Origin of the sequence: Spongiivirga citrea (genome assembly GCF_010671565.1) — a bacterium.
Classification (GTDB): Bacteria; Bacteroidota; Bacteroidia; order Flavobacteriales; family Flavobacteriaceae; genus Spongiivirga; species Spongiivirga citrea.
Window position 1 is genome coordinate 516,256 of record NZ_JAABOQ010000005.1, and the last position, 19,126, is coordinate 535,381.

At 35.8% G+C, this 19,126-nt stretch carries 21 protein-coding genes; 6 read left to right on the top strand and 15 right to left on the bottom strand.

Annotated elements, in window-relative coordinates:
• Positions 1–33 precede the first annotated feature (33 nt).
• The 7 genes from GWK10_RS14320 to rsfS all read right to left on the bottom strand — a co-directional run bounded on the left by GWK10_RS14320 (position 34) and on the right by rsfS (position 6,369).
• Entirely contained in the window at positions 34–1,584 is a 1,551-nt protein-coding gene (locus GWK10_RS14320; protein WP_164033061.1) for a S8 family serine peptidase, read from the bottom strand.
• Positions 1,529–1,792 carry an acyl-CoA-binding protein gene (locus GWK10_RS14325; RefSeq protein WP_164033062.1) on the bottom strand — a complete coding sequence of 88 codons (264 nt, stop codon included), beginning with the start codon at positions 1,790–1,792 and terminating at the stop codon, positions 1,529–1,531. Before GWK10_RS14325 ends, GWK10_RS14320 begins: the two co-directional genes overlap by 56 nt.
• A gap of 17 nt (positions 1,793–1,809) precedes the next feature.
• Positions 1,810–2,466, bottom strand: a complete 657-nt coding sequence (locus GWK10_RS14330; protein ID WP_164033063.1) for a phosphatidylserine decarboxylase family protein — start codon at positions 2,464–2,466, stop codon at positions 1,810–1,812.
• On the bottom strand, positions 2,456–3,259 hold the full coding sequence (locus tag GWK10_RS14335; RefSeq protein WP_164033064.1) for a phosphatidate cytidylyltransferase: 804 nt from the start codon (positions 3,257–3,259) through the stop codon (positions 2,456–2,458). The genes GWK10_RS14330 and GWK10_RS14335 overlap by 11 nt, the downstream gene beginning before the upstream one ends.
• 39 nt (positions 3,260–3,298) lie before the next feature.
• On the bottom strand, positions 3,299–3,904 hold the full coding sequence (locus GWK10_RS14340; RefSeq protein WP_164033065.1) for an LUD domain-containing protein: 606 nt from the start codon (positions 3,902–3,904) through the stop codon (positions 3,299–3,301).
• 92 nt (positions 3,905–3,996) lie between these two features.
• Entirely contained in the window at positions 3,997–5,979 is a 1,983-nt protein-coding gene (gene ftsH, locus GWK10_RS14345) for an ATP-dependent zinc metalloprotease FtsH (RefSeq protein ID WP_164033066.1), read from the bottom strand.
• 18 nt (positions 5,980–5,997) lie between these two features.
• On the bottom strand, positions 5,998–6,369 hold the full coding sequence (gene rsfS, locus GWK10_RS14350; RefSeq protein WP_164033067.1) for a ribosome silencing factor: 372 nt from the start codon (positions 6,367–6,369) through the stop codon (positions 5,998–6,000).
• A gap of 92 nt (positions 6,370–6,461) precedes the next feature.
• On the opposite strand from rsfS, the gene GWK10_RS14355 reads away from it, so the two are divergent.
• Together GWK10_RS14355 and GWK10_RS14360 are read left to right on the top strand one after the other, a co-directional pair.
• Positions 6,462–7,193 carry a biotin--[acetyl-CoA-carboxylase] ligase gene (locus tag GWK10_RS14355; protein ID WP_164033068.1) on the top strand — a complete coding sequence of 244 codons (732 nt, stop codon included), beginning with the start codon at positions 6,462–6,464 and terminating at the stop codon, positions 7,191–7,193.
• Between the two features lie 109 nt (positions 7,194–7,302).
• Positions 7,303–8,289, top strand: coding sequence for an aldo/keto reductase (locus tag GWK10_RS14360; RefSeq protein WP_164033069.1), 987 nt, complete (start codon positions 7,303–7,305; stop codon positions 8,287–8,289).
• Positions 8,290–8,327: 38 nt separating this feature from the next.
• Here the strand turns inward: GWK10_RS14360 and GWK10_RS14365 are convergent, their stop codons facing one another.
• Positions 8,328–8,720 (bottom strand): SRPBCC family protein, encoded by a 393-nt coding sequence (locus GWK10_RS14365; protein WP_164033070.1) that lies wholly within the window; start codon positions 8,718–8,720, stop codon positions 8,328–8,330.
• Between the two features lie 11 nt (positions 8,721–8,731).
• Positions 8,732–9,373: an orotate phosphoribosyltransferase gene (pyrE, locus tag GWK10_RS14370; RefSeq protein WP_164033071.1), complete on the bottom strand. Its 642-nt coding sequence runs from the start codon at positions 9,371–9,373 to the stop codon at positions 8,732–8,734.
• A gap of 8 nt (positions 9,374–9,381) precedes the next feature.
• On the opposite strand from pyrE, the gene GWK10_RS14375 reads away from it, so the two are divergent.
• Positions 9,382–9,978 (top strand): NUDIX hydrolase, encoded by a 597-nt coding sequence (locus tag GWK10_RS14375; protein ID WP_164033072.1) that lies wholly within the window; start codon positions 9,382–9,384, stop codon positions 9,976–9,978.
• Positions 9,979–10,162: 184 nt separating this feature from the next.
• Here GWK10_RS14375 and GWK10_RS14380 read toward each other — a convergent pair whose 3' ends face one another.
• Positions 10,163–11,914 carry a M14 family metallopeptidase gene (locus GWK10_RS14380; RefSeq protein ID WP_164033073.1) on the bottom strand — a complete coding sequence of 584 codons (1,752 nt, stop codon included), beginning with the start codon at positions 11,912–11,914 and terminating at the stop codon, positions 10,163–10,165.
• Positions 11,915–12,026: 112 nt separating this feature from the next.
• On the opposite strand from GWK10_RS14380, the gene GWK10_RS14385 reads away from it, so the two are divergent.
• Positions 12,027–13,898 carry a SulP family inorganic anion transporter gene (locus GWK10_RS14385; RefSeq protein ID WP_164033074.1) on the top strand — a complete coding sequence of 624 codons (1,872 nt, stop codon included), beginning with the start codon at positions 12,027–12,029 and terminating at the stop codon, positions 13,896–13,898.
• A gap of 42 nt (positions 13,899–13,940) precedes the next feature.
• On the opposite strand, the gene GWK10_RS14390 is transcribed toward GWK10_RS14385, so the two are convergent.
• From GWK10_RS14390 to GWK10_RS14410, 5 genes are read right to left on the bottom strand one after another with little or no spacing between them, the layout of a single operon-like run.
• Positions 13,941–14,675, bottom strand: a complete 735-nt coding sequence (locus tag GWK10_RS14390; protein WP_164033075.1) for a hypothetical protein — start codon at positions 14,673–14,675, stop codon at positions 13,941–13,943.
• On the bottom strand, positions 14,662–15,363 hold the full coding sequence (locus tag GWK10_RS14395; protein ID WP_164033076.1) for a hypothetical protein: 702 nt from the start codon (positions 15,361–15,363) through the stop codon (positions 14,662–14,664). Before GWK10_RS14395 ends, GWK10_RS14390 begins: the two co-directional genes overlap by 14 nt.
• Before the next feature lie 37 nt (positions 15,364–15,400).
• Complete coding sequence (locus GWK10_RS14400; RefSeq protein WP_164033077.1) at positions 15,401–15,790, bottom strand: VOC family protein; 390 nt, start codon at positions 15,788–15,790, stop codon at positions 15,401–15,403.
• Positions 15,791–15,796: 6 nt separating this feature from the next.
• Positions 15,797–16,255 (bottom strand): pantetheine-phosphate adenylyltransferase, encoded by a 459-nt coding sequence (coaD, locus tag GWK10_RS14405; protein WP_164033078.1) that lies wholly within the window; start codon positions 16,253–16,255, stop codon positions 15,797–15,799.
• A complete protein-coding gene (locus GWK10_RS14410) occupies positions 16,252–17,244 on the bottom strand; it encodes a D-alanine--D-alanine ligase (protein ID WP_164033079.1) in 993 nt (330 codons plus the stop codon). The genes coaD and GWK10_RS14410 overlap by 4 nt, the downstream gene beginning before the upstream one ends.
• 136 nt (positions 17,245–17,380) lie before the next feature.
• On the opposite strand from GWK10_RS14410, the gene GWK10_RS14415 reads away from it, so the two are divergent.
• Positions 17,381–17,986, top strand: a complete 606-nt coding sequence (locus tag GWK10_RS14415) for a PASTA domain-containing protein (RefSeq protein WP_164033080.1) — start codon at positions 17,381–17,383, stop codon at positions 17,984–17,986.
• Complete coding sequence (locus GWK10_RS14420; protein WP_239540766.1) at positions 17,952–19,004, top strand: RluA family pseudouridine synthase; 1,053 nt, start codon at positions 17,952–17,954, stop codon at positions 19,002–19,004. Before GWK10_RS14415 ends, GWK10_RS14420 begins: the two co-directional genes overlap by 35 nt.
• Positions 19,005–19,126: the final 122 nt, after the last annotated feature.

Genomic DNA, 19,126 nt, shown 5'->3' on the forward strand with positions numbered 1-19,126 from the left:
AACCTGCGAGGTTTTCAGAACCTTGTAGGTTTTTTAATGCTTCGTGTGTCGATTTTTCAGCTTTTCTAAGACTTTATATACATCTAAGACCTTACCTGATTTGGAGTATGACTTAAACGTATCTTCTTCAATGTTGGTTGAACTTTGAAGAAGGAGTTCTTTTATTTCTCCTGCTTTTAAGTCAGGATACTGACTTATTATAATAGCTGCCGATGCCGACGTTAAAGCTGAGGCCAAAGAAGTGCCTCCTAACCGGATATAGGGGACATCAACTTCTCCGTTTGGGATGGTTATTTTTGATCCAGGGGCAAAAATATCTACTGTTTGTTGTCCATAATTAGAAAAACTCCCTTTTAGCTTATCTATTTTATTGGTGCTAGCACCAACTACTAATAAATTGTCTAAAAATTCATTGAAGTCATCTCGATAATCTAGCGGATACCACTTATTATCATCAGTGTTTAGATTGTTATTTCCTGCCGAGGTGACCATAAGGACATTGTTTTTAGCGGCATATTTTATTGCTTGAGTTACTTTTTCTTCACCAACAGAATAAGGTTTACTGTCGCTAAAATTGATGACACTAGCTCCATTATCAACTGCATACCGAATAGCAGCTGCAAGATCATTATTGTGATAATCTCCAACTCCAGAAACGCTTAAAAACATCAATTTTATATCAATAATATCGGGTCGGTTAAAATTTACTCCGTTAGTTGCTTCTGCAATTAATCCGCCAACCTGAGTAGCATGTTGAGACATATTCTCAATATCATTTATAATGGCATGGCCTTTTGCAATACTCCGATCATCATATTGTAAATTGAGCGATTTACTTATTTCGCCTTCTCCTCCTATTTTAAATTGAATTAGTTGTTTTTCGTAAAGTCCGATTCTGCCATATCTGGTTAGAAATTTCTTTAGTTTAGTTTCTTCCTCGTCTTTCGGATTTATTTCTTTTGAAGCAACAGTATCAATAGTTCCATTTGATCTAATAGCATGCGGAAAAACCTTCTTAGCATTGTAAAAGGCCTTCAAGTCATTATTGGATTTCGTCAAACGTTTTTGAGCTGTTTCTCTTTGAAGTTGATGGGCCTCAATTAATTTTTTTAGTTGAAGTGAATCAAGCTCGTCTTGATTTTCCAAATGACGAATAAGCCGAACGATTTCATAGCTAGTAAAGTAAACCGATTTGTTTTTGTCATAACCGACAAAATTCCATCCGTTTATGTCGTCAACATAACCGTTGTTATCGTCATCAAGATTGTTTCCTGGTATTTCATCATGATTAATATAGAGTCGGTTACTGAAAACTGGGTGGTTTAAATCAACTGGAGTATCAATTACGGCTACAATAACAGGATCAGTACTTTTTTTGAGGAGTGTATATGCCTTAGTTAATCCAATTCCTGGAATGGAGTCATTCTCAAAACTTGCGGTATACCAATTTGAATAGGATGTTTTTTGGTTGGTGGTTCTAGTACCTTCATCACAAGAAGAAAGAAGGAGTAAGTAGAGGAGAAAAAAGCTATTTCTTTTTAAGATATTCACCAACCAATTCAATATAAGCTTGTTTTGCTTCATCTTCGCTCATGTCTTTAATTTGAAGCATCGCATTTGCTTTGAAAGCGTTGACTAAAGGTTTTTTACTGCCTGGACGATCTTGATTTTGAGTCGCACGTTTGTAATATGCATACGCACGTAACAAAAAGTCTGCAGGAAATGGACCTTCACTATTATTTAGTGCTTCCACAGCATTTAAAAATTCGGTATTTAACGTATCACTATTCAAAATTCGGTTTGGAATAATCAACCTTCAATTATTGCAACAATATCTTCGCCTCCTTTTACGGTTTGATTAAGCTGCATATTCACTTTGGTGCCTACAGGTAGAAAAACATCAACTCTAGATCCGAATTTAATAAAACCAGCATCAGTGCCTTGGACTACTTGCCTGCCTTCCTCTGCATAGTTAACTATTCGCCTTGCTAGTGCACCGGCGATTTGTCTATACAAAATCGGACCTACAGTTTCATTTTCAACTACAATCGTAGTGCGTTCATTTTCTTCAGAAGCTTTTGGATGCCAAGCAACCAAATATTTTCCTGGATGGTATTTACTAAATTTTACCTCACCACTAATTGGATAACGTGTTACATGAACGTTTATTGGCGACATGAAAATAGATACTTGTAATCGCTGGTCTTTAAAATATTCCTTTTCAAAAACCTCTTCGATCACAACGACTTTACCATCTACGGGAGCAATAATATGAGCTTCGTTAAGCTGGGTATTTCTTTTCGGGTTTCTGAAGAATTGAAGAATCAATATCAATAATACTAATCCAGCAACTTGAAGCGTTTTCTGGAGCCAAAATATATCAATAAACGCATCCGCAGTAAAAATGATTCCTGCAACGATGAGCATGGTAATGAAAATAATTTTGTAACCTTCTTTATGAAACATATATCCAGATATGAAGAAATAAATAAATAAACGGCGCTGCAAAAATAACACTATCTAGCCTATCATAAACACCACCATGACCAGGCATAATATTACCACTATCTTTTACATTAGCCTGACGCTTAAATTTTGATTGAATAAGATCGCCTACTGTACCAAAAACACTCATGATAACAGCAATTACTAACCAAAGATTAACGGTTAAGGTCTCCGTAAAGTTAGCAATAAAATAACTTGCTATACAGCTAAAAATAAGACCGCCTAAAAAGCCTTCTACTGTTTTTTTAGGTGAAATGCGCTCAAACAACTTTCGCTTGCCAAAATTCTTACCAACCAAATAAGCGAAACTATCATTAATCCATATTAAAGGAAAAACCCCGAATACAATCATTGGGTGAAATGAGTTTTCATAACTAGGCAATAGACATACAAAAATGAATCCACCTATAATATAGGTTGTCGATATAAGGTAATTTTTAATGGCTGACAATTTCTGTTGTTGTGCCCTAAATAAATCAATAATTAAAAAAAGATTCGCCAAAATGGTGGGAACTAACAGAAAGTAAGGTGAAAAGCCTTCGGTTTTATCAAAAGCAAATACAAAAAACAAGGCTGCAAAAATGAAATAAGTTACTGAGTAGGTGTTATTGACCAGTTTATTAAACTCGACCAGGCAAATTATTCCAAATAAGAAAAACACAATATAAAACGCATTGCTAGATAGCAATACAGCACCAATAATCAAGGTAATATAAAGCAGTCCAGATACAGCTCGAATTGCAAGTTCTTTCAATCTTAAAGTAGTTAGTTATTTAGTAACCCTCAAAGCGAATTAAAGGTCTTCTAGCAGCAACAAATATAGGTTTTTTGAACTACTACCATAGCTTAAAAAGTCCTTTTCCTTTTTAGTTTCGAAGTGTTTTATGGTAGTAATATTTGAAGGAAGCTTCTGCTTGTCTTTGTTCTTTATTAGTCGGAGTCCTTCGCCAATAGTGTCAACTAATTGACTTGTATTGGCATAAATAACAACGTTGGTTGGTAAATTGGGAAGTCGGTGTTCGCCAATTTGTTTTGAACATAATAAAATACCACCTTCGTCAGCAATTAAATACTCGCATTTAGAAAAGAAAAAACTGCTTCCTTGCGTTTTTTCAGTAAAATTAAGATTGAAACTCTTGAAATTATTTTGCAGCAGTTGATCATTACAAAACACAGGGTCTTTATCCCATTTATTCTCTTGTAGTATGCTTTGAAAAGCATCGGCTATTTCGCTTTTGGAATCGCAATAAATAAATTTTCCTCCGTTTTTTTTGAAGTTGATAGTGAATTTTTCATCCGCAGGAATGTTGACTTCGGGCATATACTTCCCTCGTTCCTCTTTGATGTTGCCTTTAGAGGATGTTGATTTTGATCCGAATAATTTTTTGAAAATATTCATTCCTAATCTAACAAGAGAGCTAAGTGACTATTGAGTTTTTCTTAATATATAAAACTATAAAAAACTCAACAGTACATTTAACAAACTAATAACTATGCATCGTTATTGGTTATTGCTTCGTTTTGAGCTTGTTCTTCTTCGTCTTCCTTTACATCCTTAGCAAAAGGACGTTTTCCGAAGATTTCTTGAAGGTCATCCTTAAAAATGACTTCGCGCTCTAATAGAACATCTGCCAGCTCTGTAAGTTTGTCTTTGTGATTTGTCAAAAGATCGATGGCCCGCTGGTACTGCTCTTCGATTATAGCAGATATTTCTTTATCTATTATTTGAGCAGTTTCTTCACTATATGGTTTTGTAAAGTTGTAGTCGGCCTGTCCTGAAGAATCATAATAGGTAAGGTTTCCTATTTTGTCGTTCAATCCGTAAACGGTAACCATGGCCTTTGCTTGTCTGGTTACTTTTTCAAGATCACTTAATGCTCCCGTAGATATTTTATCAAAAATTACTTTTTCTGCAGCACGACCTCCAAGGGTTGCACACATTTCATCTAACATTTGATCAGGTCTAACCAATAAGCGCTCTTCCGGTAAATACCAAGCGGCCCCTAAAGATTGTCCTCTAGGAACGATAGTTACCTTCACTAATGGAGCTGCATGCTCTAGCATCCAACTAACAGTTGCATGCCCTGCTTCGTGATAAGCAATCGTTTTCTTTTCAAGTGGAGTAATGATCTTGTTTTTCTTTTCAAGTCCACCTACAATACGATCGACCGCATCAAGAAAGTCTTGTTTGTCTACCGCTTTTTTGTTATTACGAGCAGCAATTAAAGCTGCTTCGTTACATACATTCGCAATATCTGCTCCTGAGAACCCAGGTGTTTGTTTTGATAAGAAATCCATATCAAGACCTTCAGATATTTTAAGTGGACGTAGGTGTACTTCAAAAATTTCTTTACGCTCACGAACATCAGGAAGATCGACATAAATTTGACGATCAAAACGTCCAGCACGCATCAGGGCTTTGTCTAATACATCAGCACGGTTGGTCGCTGCTAGAACAATAACGTTCGTTTTACTTCCAAAACCATCCATTTCGGTGAGTAACTGGTTCAAGGTGTTTTCACGCTCATCATTACTTCCTGTAAAATTACTTTTACCACGAGCACGACCTACAGCATCGATTTCATCAATGAATATAATAGCTGGAGATTTCTCTTTTGCCTGCTTAAATAAGTCACGTACTCGAGATGCACCAACCCCAACAAACATCTCAACAAAATCAGATCCTGATAGTGAGAAAAATGGGACTTTTGCTTCACCTGCAACGGCTTTTGCCAGTAAGGTTTTACCTGTTCCTGGAGGTCCTACTAATAAGGCTCCTTTAGGAATTTTACCACCTAGTGATGTGTATTTATCTGGAGTTTTAAGGAAATCTACAATCTCTTGTACTTCTTCTTTCGCTCCTTCAAGACCGGCAACATCTTTAAAAGTTACTTTAACGTCTTGTTTTTCGTCGAATAGCTTAGCACGTGATTTTCCAATATTAAATATCTGGCCGCCAGCTCCACCGCCAGCTCCACCTGACATACGACGCATTAAGAAAATCCAAACACCAATTATCAATGCAAATGGCAATAAGCTAATAAGCATATCACCCCAGAAATTCTGCTCAGTATCATATGCATATGATTCTAACTTGCCTTCAGCCTTTGCTTTATCTAACTTTTCTTGAAAAATATCTTCACTACCAATTTCAAATTGATAATGCGGCCCCTTTGTATTTTTTTGACCTAGTAAATTGGTCGATTCAGCACCTTTGTGTATATCCTTTTTTAGTGCCTCTTCTGTAAGAGTTACCTTAGCCTTGCGTTGGTTGATGACCAATACATCTTTTATATCGCCATCATCTAAAAATTCATCAAACTTAGAAGAAGTAGTTGGCTTAATATCCTGCCATTTATTGCTGCTACCAAAAAAATTAAGACTAATGATGACTAAAATGATCGCTGCGTATAACCAATACGGGCTAAATTTAGGTTTTTTATTTGGTGCGTTATTGCTATTATCTTTTGACATTAATTGAATTCTTGTTTCTTAATAATTTGTTTGAATAGTTGTTGTTTTTGCGTCTCCCCACAAACTCTCTATATCGTAAAACTCTCGAATATGCTTCTGAAAAACATGTACAACTATATTTACATAGTCTATCAAAATCCACTCGGCATTGTCAGAACCTTCTACATGCCATGGCTTGTTTTGATGTACTTTACTTACCTTTTTTTGTATGGAATTTACAATGGCATTTACTTGAGTGTTAGAGGTACCATTGGTTATAATGAAATAGTCACAAACGGTGTTTTCAATTTCACGTAAGTCTAAGATATCTATATCATGTCCCTTTACATCTTCAATCCCGCTAATTATGGTCGATATTAATTCATCTGCGCTTACATTCTCCTTTACCATTAATTTTTATTATTTTACGCAAAGTTATTACTTTTTTTTAGCTTTTAACCCCTGTTCTACCAAGTTTTATCAAACCGGATTAAGCCGTTAATATGCATTTAATCAAACTTAATGCCATCGACTCGACGAACTCCTATTTAAGGAAGCGATACCTCGATGGAGATCTTCAAGATTTTACTGTGGTTTCAGCTGCTGAACAGACTAGTGGTAGAGGTCAAATGGGAACGGTTTGGGAATCCGATCCGGGTAAAAACCTTATGCTTAGTGTGTTTAAGAAGATTGACTGTTTAGCTATTGAGCAGCAGTTCTATGTGAGTATGGCAAGTTCCTTAGCGGTTTTAAAAACGCTGAAAAAAAAGCAAATCCCTAGTTTATCAGTAAAATGGCCAAACGACATTTTGTCAGATAATCGCAAGATTTGTGGTGTTTTGATCGAAAGCATTATAAGAAAGCAAAAACTAGACGCGATTATTGTTGGTATCGGTCTTAATGTAAATCAAACAACATTTAATAAAAACTTCCCAGCTTCTTCTCTTAAAAACCTGACTGGTGTTAACTACAATCTTGATGAGGTTTTACACGATTTATTAGAAGAAGTTAAACATTATGTTTCTCTCTTAGTGGAAAGTAAATTAGATGAAATTAGCCAAGAGTATCACCAACATCTATTCAGAAAAGAAAAACCCTCGACCTTTAAAGATCAAAACGATAATTTGATCATGGGCTTTATTAAAGGGGTTTCTAATTCAGGTCGACTTCAAGTATTATTGGAAGACGAAGTTTTAAAGGAGTTTGATATGAAGGAGATAAAATTAATGTATTGATTTCATATAACTTTTAGCATCATTATCCCATAAGGCAGTTATTGTGTTACAAATGATACGATGTAATAAGGGTCTTTTTTTTAATTTCGATAATCATAAGTTAAAAATCATGAATTACAGAAGACTCGGTAAGACTAACTTGAATGTTTCTGAAGTTTCATTAGGTACCTGGCAAGTGGGCGGTAGATGGGGTTCAGGATTCGATGATGCCTTAGCTGAAAAAATAATAAATGAAGCTATTGATCAAGGAGTCAATTTTATTGATACTGCTGATGTATACGAAGCTGGAGCTAGCGAAGCAGCAGTTGGTAGAGTAGTTAAAAGTAGAAGCGAAGAAATATTTGTTGCTACAAAATGTGGACGCCAAATTAATCCGCACATTAACGAGAATTATACGCCAAAAGCATTACGCGAATTTGTTGAGGCTAGTTTGAGAAATACAGGTTTAGAATGCCTAGATCTTATTCAATTGCATTGCCCACCTACTGAAGTTTACTATCGACCTGAGATATTTGAACTTTTTGATAGACTGAAAGATGAAGGGAAAATTAAAAACCTAGGTATCAGTGTTGAAAAAATAGAGGAGGCGTTAAAGGGAATAGAATTTCCAAATGTGACCACAGTTCAGATAATTTTTAACATATTCAGACAGCGACCGGCGGAGCTGTTTTTTCAGGAGGCCGGTAAAAATGATATTGGTGTTATTGTTAGAGTGCCCTTAGCTAGCGGATTGTTAACCGGGAAGTTTACCAAAAATTCCACATTTGAGAAAGACGACCATCGTTTTTTTAATCGTGAAGGTGCCGGTTTTGATAAAGGAGAAACTTTTTCTGGTGTGCCCTATGAAATTGGGCTAGATGCGGTAACAAAGCTTCGCGAAGTCTTTCCGGATCAGGAAAATTTAGCTACTGTGGCACTTCGCTGGATTTTAGACTTTTCTCAAGTTAGTTGTGTCATACCGGGAACATCAAAAACTGAATACCTCACTTCAAATAATGCAGCAACAGAGATGAAATCACTATCCAACGAACAACGCCATGCTGTTAACGAGATTTATGATTCACATATTAAAAAATATGTGCATCATCTTTGGTAAGGATATGGAACAGTCTTAAATACTTGCTATACGCCTATTTACAGCTTAGCCATATTCTCAGAAAGCGCACCAATAAAATTGGTAATAGGGCCTTTAATCATCATTGCCATCATTGCATTAAACTCGCCTGCAAACTCTAATTGAGCTTCACTTTTATTAGCTTCGATTTCATTAATATCAGCAGTAAGTGTAAATGGTAGCTTGTCACTGGCAGCGCCTAGAATCACTTTGTTAGGAGCTTGCACATCTTTAAGTTCAAGTACTATTTCTGGCATTCCTTTTAAAGCAAATAGGAAACGTTTTTCATTTAAAACTTCAAATTTACTTGTGTTTTCCGGCATTAGTTGCTCAAAATTTTTCACCTCGCTTAAAAATTCACAAAGGTCATTGGCTGATTTATCGACGGTAACTTTTGGACTTTCTAAATTCATTTTTTAATATTTTATAGTTTCCAAGTATCAGGACTTTCATTCCAACTTGATAGAACCTTTAATTGATCTTCGTTTATATAATTTGTTTTCAAGGCTTGTTGTAACAGAAATTTATAGTTAGATAGCGTATGTAACTCAATCTTGTTTTTTCTAAAATTATCAGAAGCAACTTCAAAACCATAAGTGAAAATAGCGAGCATTCCTTTAATATTAGCCCCGCCTTGTCTTAACGCTTCTACAGCATTCAAGCTACTTTTTCCCGTACTTATCAAATCTTCCACTACAACGACTGTTTGTCCAGCTTCTAAGACACCTTCTATCTGATTTTGACGCCCATGTTTTTTCGCTTCGGGTCTAACATATATAAAAGGTAGTCCCATAATTTCTGCAACTAACATGCCAATTCCTATCGCGCCAGTGGCAACACCAGCGATAATATCTGGTTTCCCATATAATTGCTCGATTTGGCTGGCGAATTGCTCTCTTAAGAAATTTCGAATGGTTGGGTATGATAGTACAATTCTATTATCACAATAAATGGGAGATTGCCATCCTGAAGCCCAAGTAAAAGGTTGTTGCGGTTGTAGTTTTATTGCGTTAATTTGCAACAAAAGCTCCGCAGTTTTCATAGCGGTGTTCTTATCTAAAATCATGGATGCAAATGTATAAAGTTTTTGTCAACGACCGTGCTATGATTCTTACCAATGTGAAAGAAAATAGTGAGGAGGTAAAACAGTACAAATTAAAAAAGTGTGACATTGCCGAGGTAATCAAAGAAGCATCCGATTTAAACGGACCGCCAATTAGTTTATATCACAAGAATGAAGAAAAGCTAATTTCTAAACTAAAGAAGAAAATTACCCCTGTATACGCAGGGGGTGGATTGGTTAAAAATGCGAAGGGAGAGATTTTATTTATTTTTCGGAACCAAAAATGGGATTTGCCTAAAGGAAAAACCGAAAAAGGGGAGGATATTGAAACAACCGCTATTCGTGAAGTAGAGGAGGAGACAGGAGTCCTGGGATTAGAGATCACAAATACATTGCCAATTACCTATCATGTTTTTAGACGCAATGGCGCATTTAAATTGAAAATAACACATTGGTTTGAAATGAAAACCAGTCATGATGCTGAACTGATTCCGCAATTGGAAGAAGATATTACCAAGGTTGAATGGAAGACTCTGGGCGATGCTAAAGAAGCATTAAAAAACTCTTATGCCAATATAAGGTTGCTGTTTTCTGAGGAGTTTTTTTAGAAAGAAAATATGGTCTCCCCTTGAGGGGAGATTTAGAGGGGTGTCGAAGCTAATTTTTTCTTCCAGAATTCTTGAGATTCCATTAAACTTTTACTCATGTGGAATCCCTCCCCAAGGAGGGAGACTTCAATCTTAGAATTTTTTAGTCTTGTTTCTAAGCTCTAGCAGCGTAGCAGTCTTGCCTCTATTTTTTAAGAACCCGATAAATCGGATATCGCATATGGGCTTTCTCATAATTATCCGATTTTTTATGAAGCCAATCTAACTGTTGGTAAGAACTGGCTGCAAATTTTTCATCATTCTGTTTTTTCTTTTCGAACTTGGATTTTAACTCGGCGTTCTCGGCTAATAGTTTGGCAGCTTCATCTTCCCATACATAGGCTGAGAAACCTTCTTTTTGTTGTAAAATGGTATCGAAAAAGTTCCAATTAAAAAATGAATCTACGGCTTCGGGTTCTAATGTTTCTAGAATATACCGTAATCCAGGCTGATCCGTTTTTACTTTTAAATAGCTATTCTTTTTGATTGACACAGTCTCAGTAGTATTAGTAACTGTTGTATTGTAGTGAGGGTAGTGTCCTTCATACGGTCGGTTGTATGTTTGGTAGCTGTCAATATGATATACTTCAACTTCCATATCCACATCATCTTCAATGTATTCCATTTCGATCTCATTTACTTCCAATCGATCAATAATTCGTTTCCATGGTCTTGGGATGAGATATGCTTCAGGAATTGTTATTTCTTTAGTTGTTTTGAAATAATTTTGATAAGGAATTTCTTTTGTAAAAGGTTTGTTTTGATCGTACTTTAGTCTTGGCAATCCGGTTACTTCACTTGTAATCATTTCACCTTCATATCCTTTGAAATAAAGTGTGGAAGATTTAGTAGTGTCTAGCTGCCAACCGATAGGATAAGTCTCTTTTTCTAAAAATTTTTTATAAGGATCTTTTCGAAGCGATTTAATTTTTTCATGATCACGCTCAACAATTTCAATCATTGATTTCATTAATTCATAGGTGCCTTCTACGCGCTGTTTATATGGTTTCAACATATGCGTTTCAACCATCATTCCCAATGTATTCCAAAGCGTTGTATAACCGGTTGAATATCTGGGGGAATCCATAAACTGAGAAAACCCTTTGTCGGGAGTTCGGTTATAAACATTTACATAAGGCGTAATATCCCATTTTTTTGAAGCAAGATCCGTTTCTAACGATGGCATTAACTCGGTATGTAAATAATTACCTAGCTCACCACCTAATTTATTGTGTTGGGTGAATAAATGTGTCAACGTATATTGATAATCCGCACCATTGCTTACATGATTATCGATAAAAACATCCGGTCGCAGAATATGGAAAATTCGAGCGAAGGCTGAGGCATTCCAAGTATCGGCTTTTATAAAATCTCTATTTAGATCATAGTTTCTTGCATTTCCTCTAAAACCATATTCTTCAGGTCCATTTTGATTGGTTCGAGAACCACTATTTCTATTCAAAGCTCCACCAATATTATATACAGGAATGGTGGCCAAAACAGTATTTTTTGGCATGTCAATCTTGCCTTGAGCAATATCTCGGAATAACATCATGGTAGCATCTATGCCATCGGATTCGCCTGGATGGATACCATTGTTTATGAGAATGATGTTTTTGTCTTCCTTTACCTTATCTAAATTAGTTTCCGGACTAGGGTTGATGGTTACCATTTTTAACCGTTCGCGACTATCAGTTCGGCCAGAATTTCTCATTTTGACCGATGGGTAGGCTTCGGCTAAATTTTCATAAAACCTAACCACCTCTTCATAGGTTGCGGTCTGTTTTCCTTCCGATTTTTCAAAGGTTGTTGTAAAGTCAAAATCGGATGCTTCCTTTTCAATTTTACAAGAGATAAAGGCAAGTGTGGTGATTAAAAATAGGATTGATTTTCTCAAGATTGATGATATTGGTTATGTATCTCAAATTTATAACAATGTAATGAAGTGACATAATATCTTGTCAAACGATAGAATAGCCATATCTTTGCCGCTTCTTAAAAATCAAGTCATGACGGAGTTTGTACGCAAACGAGTAGCCAACGCCAAAAACGATATTTTATCAGGATTAACAGTAGCACTTGCCTTGGTGCCAGAAGCAGTCGCCTTCGCGTTTGTTGCAGGAGTCGATCCATTGGTTGGGTTGTACGCTGCATTTATGATTGGTTTAATTACAGCAGTTTTTGGAGGTCGTCCGGGTATGATATCTGGTGCAACTGGAGCATTAGCTGTTGTTATGGTAGCATTAGTTGCTAAAGGAAATGCGATGGGGGTTGAAGGAGAGCAGCTTGGATTATACTATTTGTTCGCTACCGTTATCTTAATGGGGGTTATTCAAATGCTAGCTGGTTTTTTTAAGTTAGGTAAGTTTGTAAGGTTGATTCCCCACCCTGTAATGATGGGTTTTGTAAACGGACTAGCCATTGTTATTTTCTTATCTCAAGTAGGGATGTTCAAAGAGAATATTAAAGATGCTTTTGGAAATAATAAATATAAGACAGTATCTACAGAGCAAATAATGACAGTTTCAGGCGATGTAGTGACAGACTTCCATACTGAGAAATCACTTTTCACGAAAAAAGAAGATGGCTTATATTCAATTGATGATAACACTTTAAAATATAAGATTGCAGATGGTCAGGTTTTTGATGCTGCTACAAATAAAGTACGTTTTAATATCGAAGATGAGAGTATTTACGAAGTAGAAAATAAAGGCTTTGCGAAGAAATTTTTACCAACTCCAGAACTATTGTTAATGGCTGGACTTGTATTATTGACTATGCTATTGATGTTCGGTTTGCCTAAGCTGTCAAAGAAAATCCCTGATGGATTAGTAGCAATATTAGTGGTTTCTGCCATTGTTATTTTCGGAGGACTTAAAGATGTGGCAACGGTTGGAAGTTTTATTAGAGACGGCGGAGGAGCAGGTTTGAAAGGTGGATTGCCACAATTTCAATTTGATATTTTTAATAAAGTACCGATGAATTGGGAAACCTTGAAATTCATAGGGCCTTATGCATTAATTCTAGCTGCTATCGGTTTGATCGAGTCATTAATGACCTTAAATTTAGTAGATGAATTAACCGAAACTAGAGGAAATTCGAATAGAGAATGTATCGCTCAAGGTGGCGCTAATATCGTAACAGGATTATTCGGTGGTATGGGTGGTTGCGCTATGATCGGTCAATCTATCATAAATATTAAAAGTGGTGGTCGAACAAGATTATCTGGTATTGTCGCGGCTGTAACTTTACTCATATTTATCTTATTCGCGAGTAGCTTAATTGAACAAGTTCCTATTGCAGCTTTGGTCGGGGTTATGTTTATGGTGGTCATAGGAACATTCGCTTGGTCTAGTTTTAGAATACTTAGAAAAATACCAATAACAGATGCCATTGTTTTAATTGCGGTATCCTCATTAACGGTAATTTTCGACTTAGCCATTGCGGTAATTGCTGGGGTGATTATGTCGGCATTGGTGTTCTCTTGGGAGAATGCGAAACGTATTCGTGCACGCAAGCGTATGCGTGAAGATGGGACTAAAGTTTATGAAATTTGGGGGCCACTGTTTTTTGGCGCTATACAAGAGTTTAATAGTAAATTCGATGTTAAGAATGACCCAGATAAGGTAGTCATCGATTTTGTAGAGGCTCGTGTAAGTGATCACTCTGCGCTGGAAGCTATCTTTAATTTGGTAGAAAAATACCAAGCAGCCGGAAAAGATGTTAAGCTGTTACATTTAAGCACTGATTGTAAAGCCTTACTATATAAGGCAAGTCCAATCTTCAGAACTGTTATCGAAGAAGCGGTAGACGATCCGCGTTATCATTTAGCTGCAAATCCAGAAGCGTTTCCTAAAAGTTTGACTGAGTATAAGTTGTAAAGGATTTACGATTTACTAGGTAGGAGTTAGTTTCATTCCGAATTAGGAATTATCACCTTTCATTTTTGTGATAAGCTCATCTAATGTTTTTCTTATTTTTTCTGATGTGCATTTCTCTTTAAGTAATTCCATTTTGGTAACTAAACTGGAATATCGAGCGGAGGGAAAAGTGTTGTGTAGATTCACAAAATGTTCATCGTATATTGAATTCAATTTATCTAATCCTTCTTTGGAGAAGACACTTTCTTCATTAATTAATTCTAATTGATTTTCGAAGTTGACCACAACGATCTGTTCATTATCCTTAAGAATATTCTGAATTCTCGACTCCTTAGGATTACTGGAATTTTTGATAATATTATCGTTGCCTAATTTGAAATACTTTATTTGAAGACCTAGACCAAAGTCAACAGCGGACAAAAATTCCTTTTCATATTTATATTGATCTTTCCTATCAGTAACATTATAGAGTTTGTAGAGGTCTTTCCATTCGTCAAAAAACTTTTGAGCAACTTCACTTCTATACTTTAAGCCTAATTCGTTATCATCTAAAACAATTAGATAATTTGAATGATCCATGAGTTTTTCAACTACTATTCTTGTTTCGGGGTCATTAAATGATGGAGTTTTGTCTTCTTCATTATTCTTGTACAGGCTATTTAGCAAAACAGAATGATAGTCTTCCGGAGTCCAATAGCGTTTATCTACAGGATATTTACTTTTTTCTTCACAAGAAACTAAGATCAAAAGGCAAAGTAAAAGGCTAATTACTCTCATTAATTACTATGTTTGATTTTTTGTATTTGTTTAGCAATAATAATAAACTATCTACTTCTTTCTCATATTTTCGTTGCTCTTTTAGCACATAACTATGAAAAGTATCATAGTCATAGCTTTTTTGATAGTTACCTAGCGAGTCAAAGTGTTTTAGAATTATTTGGTTAATCCTGGTTTTGCTTTTTATAGAAGTTGTATCAATTTCCTGTTTTATTTTTCTAGCAAAAAGTTCGGTTATTCTAAAATGATATAATTCATGTTGTAGAAGGTACTTATCATTATTATTCTTTGCATAAACAAATGACTTCGAAGGATGAAAAAAAGATTCAACATAAACCTGATCATCACCTATATCAGTTTCAATGTCCGTTCTTATGTAAGCAAATCTTTTTGAGCCATAAAGCGTCTTTTTAAAAAATTCTAATCCTCTAAAGTTTTTAAAAGAGATATCATTGAAATTTTTGAAAGGAATAGGCTTTTCGTAATCCAGCCAGTTTGTATGCTGTAAACTAAGAAAGACTGCCGCAATGACTGTGAAAGAAACTAAAGTGATTTTCAAAACTTTGATCAGTCCTCTTATTTTCAATTTTCTTTTTTCTGGATTTTCCTTTATTATTTTATGAAGTTGATAAAAAACAGGAGAGAAGTAAACAAGTATGAATAGTATTCCGAAAATAATTTCATTCATATTGAAAAGGTACTTTTAAACTTTGAAGTGAAAATAATTATTTCGATTCAATCAAATCCCATTTATTACCATACAAATCCTTGAAAACAGCGACGGTTCCGTAAACTTCATGTCGAGGCTTTTCAAGAAACTCAACGCCATTTGCAAGCATTTGTTTATAGTCTCTTTGAAAATTGTCAGTATTTAAAAACAAGAAAACGCGGCCACCAGTTTGGTTGCCTATTGCTTTTTCTTGTTCCAAACCATCAGCCTTAGCCAAGAGTAAAGTCGTATTATTTTTTCCCTTTGGTTTGACTAAAACCCATCTTTTTCCAGCTTCCAGTGGAATATCACTTATTAATTCGAATCCCATTTTATTGACATAAAAATCAATGGCCTCGTCGTAGTCTTTTACTGCAAGGGCGATAGATGAAATAGATTGATTCATTCTGATTTACTTGCTAACCCGCACACTCTCTGGAACCAAAATCGTATAGTCTCCATTATTTCTAATTACATCGCGAACAATGCTCGAGCTTATAAATGAGGTTTTTGCGGCGGTTAGTAGAAATACTGTTTCAATTTTAGACAGTTTACGGTTGGTATGCGCAATGGCCTTTTCAAATTCAAAATCAGCTGGATTTCTAAGACCCCTTAAAATAAATTGAGCATCAATCTCTTTACAGAAGTCCACCGTTAAACCTTTATAGGTAACCACTTTTACTTTTGGAAAATCTTTAAATGCGTCTTCAATAAATTGCTTGCGTTCTTCTAATGAAAACATATATTTTTTGTTCGCATTAATACCGATAGCAACAACCACTTCGTCAAAAAGTTGAACACCACGTTTTATAATATCATAATGCCCTAGTGTTAGCGGATCGAAGGATCCTGGGAAAATGGCTCGTCTCATAAGGTGGTTTTTGTATTGGTTAATGCTTCTTCAATAGCGCTGTCAAACAATTCGGTTAAACTAAGTCCTGAAAATTTTGCTTGCATTGGTAAAATGCTAGCTTCGGTAAGCCCAGGCACTGTATTCATTTCAAGTAAGTATGGTTCGTTGTTTTTAAAAATGAATTCACTGCGGCTATAGCCTTTCATTTTTAGGATGTCGTATATTTTTGAAGCGACAGTGGATACTTTTTCTGCCATTTTATTTGATATCCTGGCTGGTGTAATCTCCTGTGATTTTCCTTCATATTTTGCTTCATAATCGAAAAAATCATTCTCGCTTATAATCTCAGTAATGCCTAAAACTTTGGTTTTGCCTTGGTAGGTTATTACACCTACAGAGACTTCGGTTCCATCGAGAAATTCTTCTATAATGATCTCATTATCTTCCTTAAAACTATTTTCAATCGCAGCAGGAAGTTCTTCTTCTTTATACACTTTACTTATTCCAAAACTACTACCAGCTTTATTTGCTTTTACAAAGCAGGGTAGACCCACAGCATCTACAATGCCTTTTGTGTCTATGGAATCTCCTTCATTTAAAAAATAAGATTGTGCGGTCTTAATCCCATAGGGTTTTAAGGTCGATAACAGGTCTCTTTTATTAAAAGTCAGTGCTGACTGATAAAAATCGCAGCTGGTTTGAGGAATGCCTAACAATTCGAAATAAGCTTGCATGAGTCCATCTTCACCAGGACTGCCATGGATCGCATTAAAAACGCAATCGAAATTATGAGTCTGACCATTAATAGTTACTGAAAAGTCATTTCTATCTATCGGGAATTCAGTGCCAGCATCATCAACATAACACCACTTGTCCTTAAATATATGTATGCGATATGCTATGTACTTCGTTTTATCTAAATGCTGATAAACAACTTCGCCGCTTTTTAAAGATATTTGATATTCCGACGAATATCCGCCCATGATGATGGCGATATTTTTTTTCATGCTATGCTTACTGTAATTCGTGTAAACGAAGTTAATCTTATTTTAAAAGATAGTAAAACAAATAATCTGCAAAGTCGTTATTGCTTCAATGGTTAATGTTTGGGTTTATTATATTTGCCCTACTAACAAATGCTAAATGGGATTATTTAAGTTTATATGGAGCAAGTTGTTTTTAAAGCAGCTTGGTCTAGCTATTGTAGCGCTTATTTTGATTGGGTGGTTGATGATGCAATACCTAAACATGACTACCAATCATGGTGATTTTATTAAAGTACCACAATTAGAAAAGCAAACTTTGGATATTGTTGAAATGAAGTTGAACGATGCCAAATTGCGATTTGAAGTTCGGGATTCAGCGAATTATAACCCTAATTTTCCGAAACATTCCGTAATCGAGCAACAACCCGAGGCTGGCACACAGGTTAAAAAGGATCGTAAGATTTATTTAACCTTAAACCCTTCAGGATACCGCAAAGTTAGTGTACCTGATGTACGACAAAAAACAAGACGAAATGCCGAACCTGTTTTAAAAGCAATGGGCTTCAATATTGGTAAAATCACGTTTAGAAACCATATTTCACAGGAAGTTTTAGAAATACGTCATGACGGCAGAATCATCAAACCTGGTGAAATGCTACCACAAACGTCGAAAATTGATCTAGTAGTTGGCGATGGTAAAGGACGTTTGGTTGTGCCGGATGATCCTGATGAAGAGGAAGGAGATACCGATGAAGGAAGATGATCAAATAGAGGAGGCTAACCAAGAACTTTACGAACACTACCGCTTTGTAGCCGATAAAGGGCAAAACCCGCTTAGGGTTGACAAATATTTAATGAATCTTATCGAGAACGTTACCAGAAACAAAGTGCAGGCTGCTGCAAAGTCTGGTAATATTTTTGTAAACGATACTCCTGTAAAACAGAACTACAAAGTAAAAGGTGGCGATGTAGTAAAAGTGCTTTTTGAACACCCGCCATACGAGTTTTTATTAGTTCCTGAAAATATTCCTATTGATATTGTATATGAAGACGATGAATTGTTGGTTGTAAATAAGCCAGCTGGTATGGTGGTGCATCCAGGACATGGAAATTATTCAGGCACTTTAATTAATGCATTGACTTTTCATTTCGAAAACTTGCCAAAAAACAGCAGTGATCGCCCAGGATTAGTACATCGTATCGATAAAGATACTAGCGGCCTGCTCGTAGTTGCCAAAACTGAACATGCGATGACGCATTTGGCAAAACAGTTTTTTGATAAAAGTAGTACAAGAGAATATGTCGCTTTGGTTTGGGGAAATGTTGATGAAGATGAAGGTACAGTAGAAGGCTTTATCGGCCGTCATCCTAAAAACAGAATGCAGAATACTGTTTTTGAAGATGAGAGCCAAGGGAAACCAGCCGTCACACATTATAAAGTTTTAGAGCGTCTAGGTTATGTGACTTTGGTTTCTTGCAAATTAGAAACCGGTCGTACCCATCAAATCAGGGTACATATGAAGCATATTGGTCATACCTTATTTAATGATGAGCGATATGGTGGGGAGAAGATTTTGAAAGGGACCACTTTTACAAAATACAAACAGTTTGTAGACAACTGCTTTAAAATTCTGCCAAGACAAGCACTTCATGCAAAAACACTTGGTTTTGAGCATCCAATTACTGGAAAATGGTTAGAATTCAATACTGATATTCCTGAAGATATGCAAAAGTGTATTGATAAGTGGCGGGATTATGCAAAGCATCGGGATATGGAATAAGAGCTAACAGAAGCTTTTAAAAATTCCAATAATTCCAATTTTTTCGAAATTTCTTCGTGAACCTTTGTGATTCTCTGTGCACCTCTGTGTAATAGCCAAACGACTAAATTTTTGTTTCAATA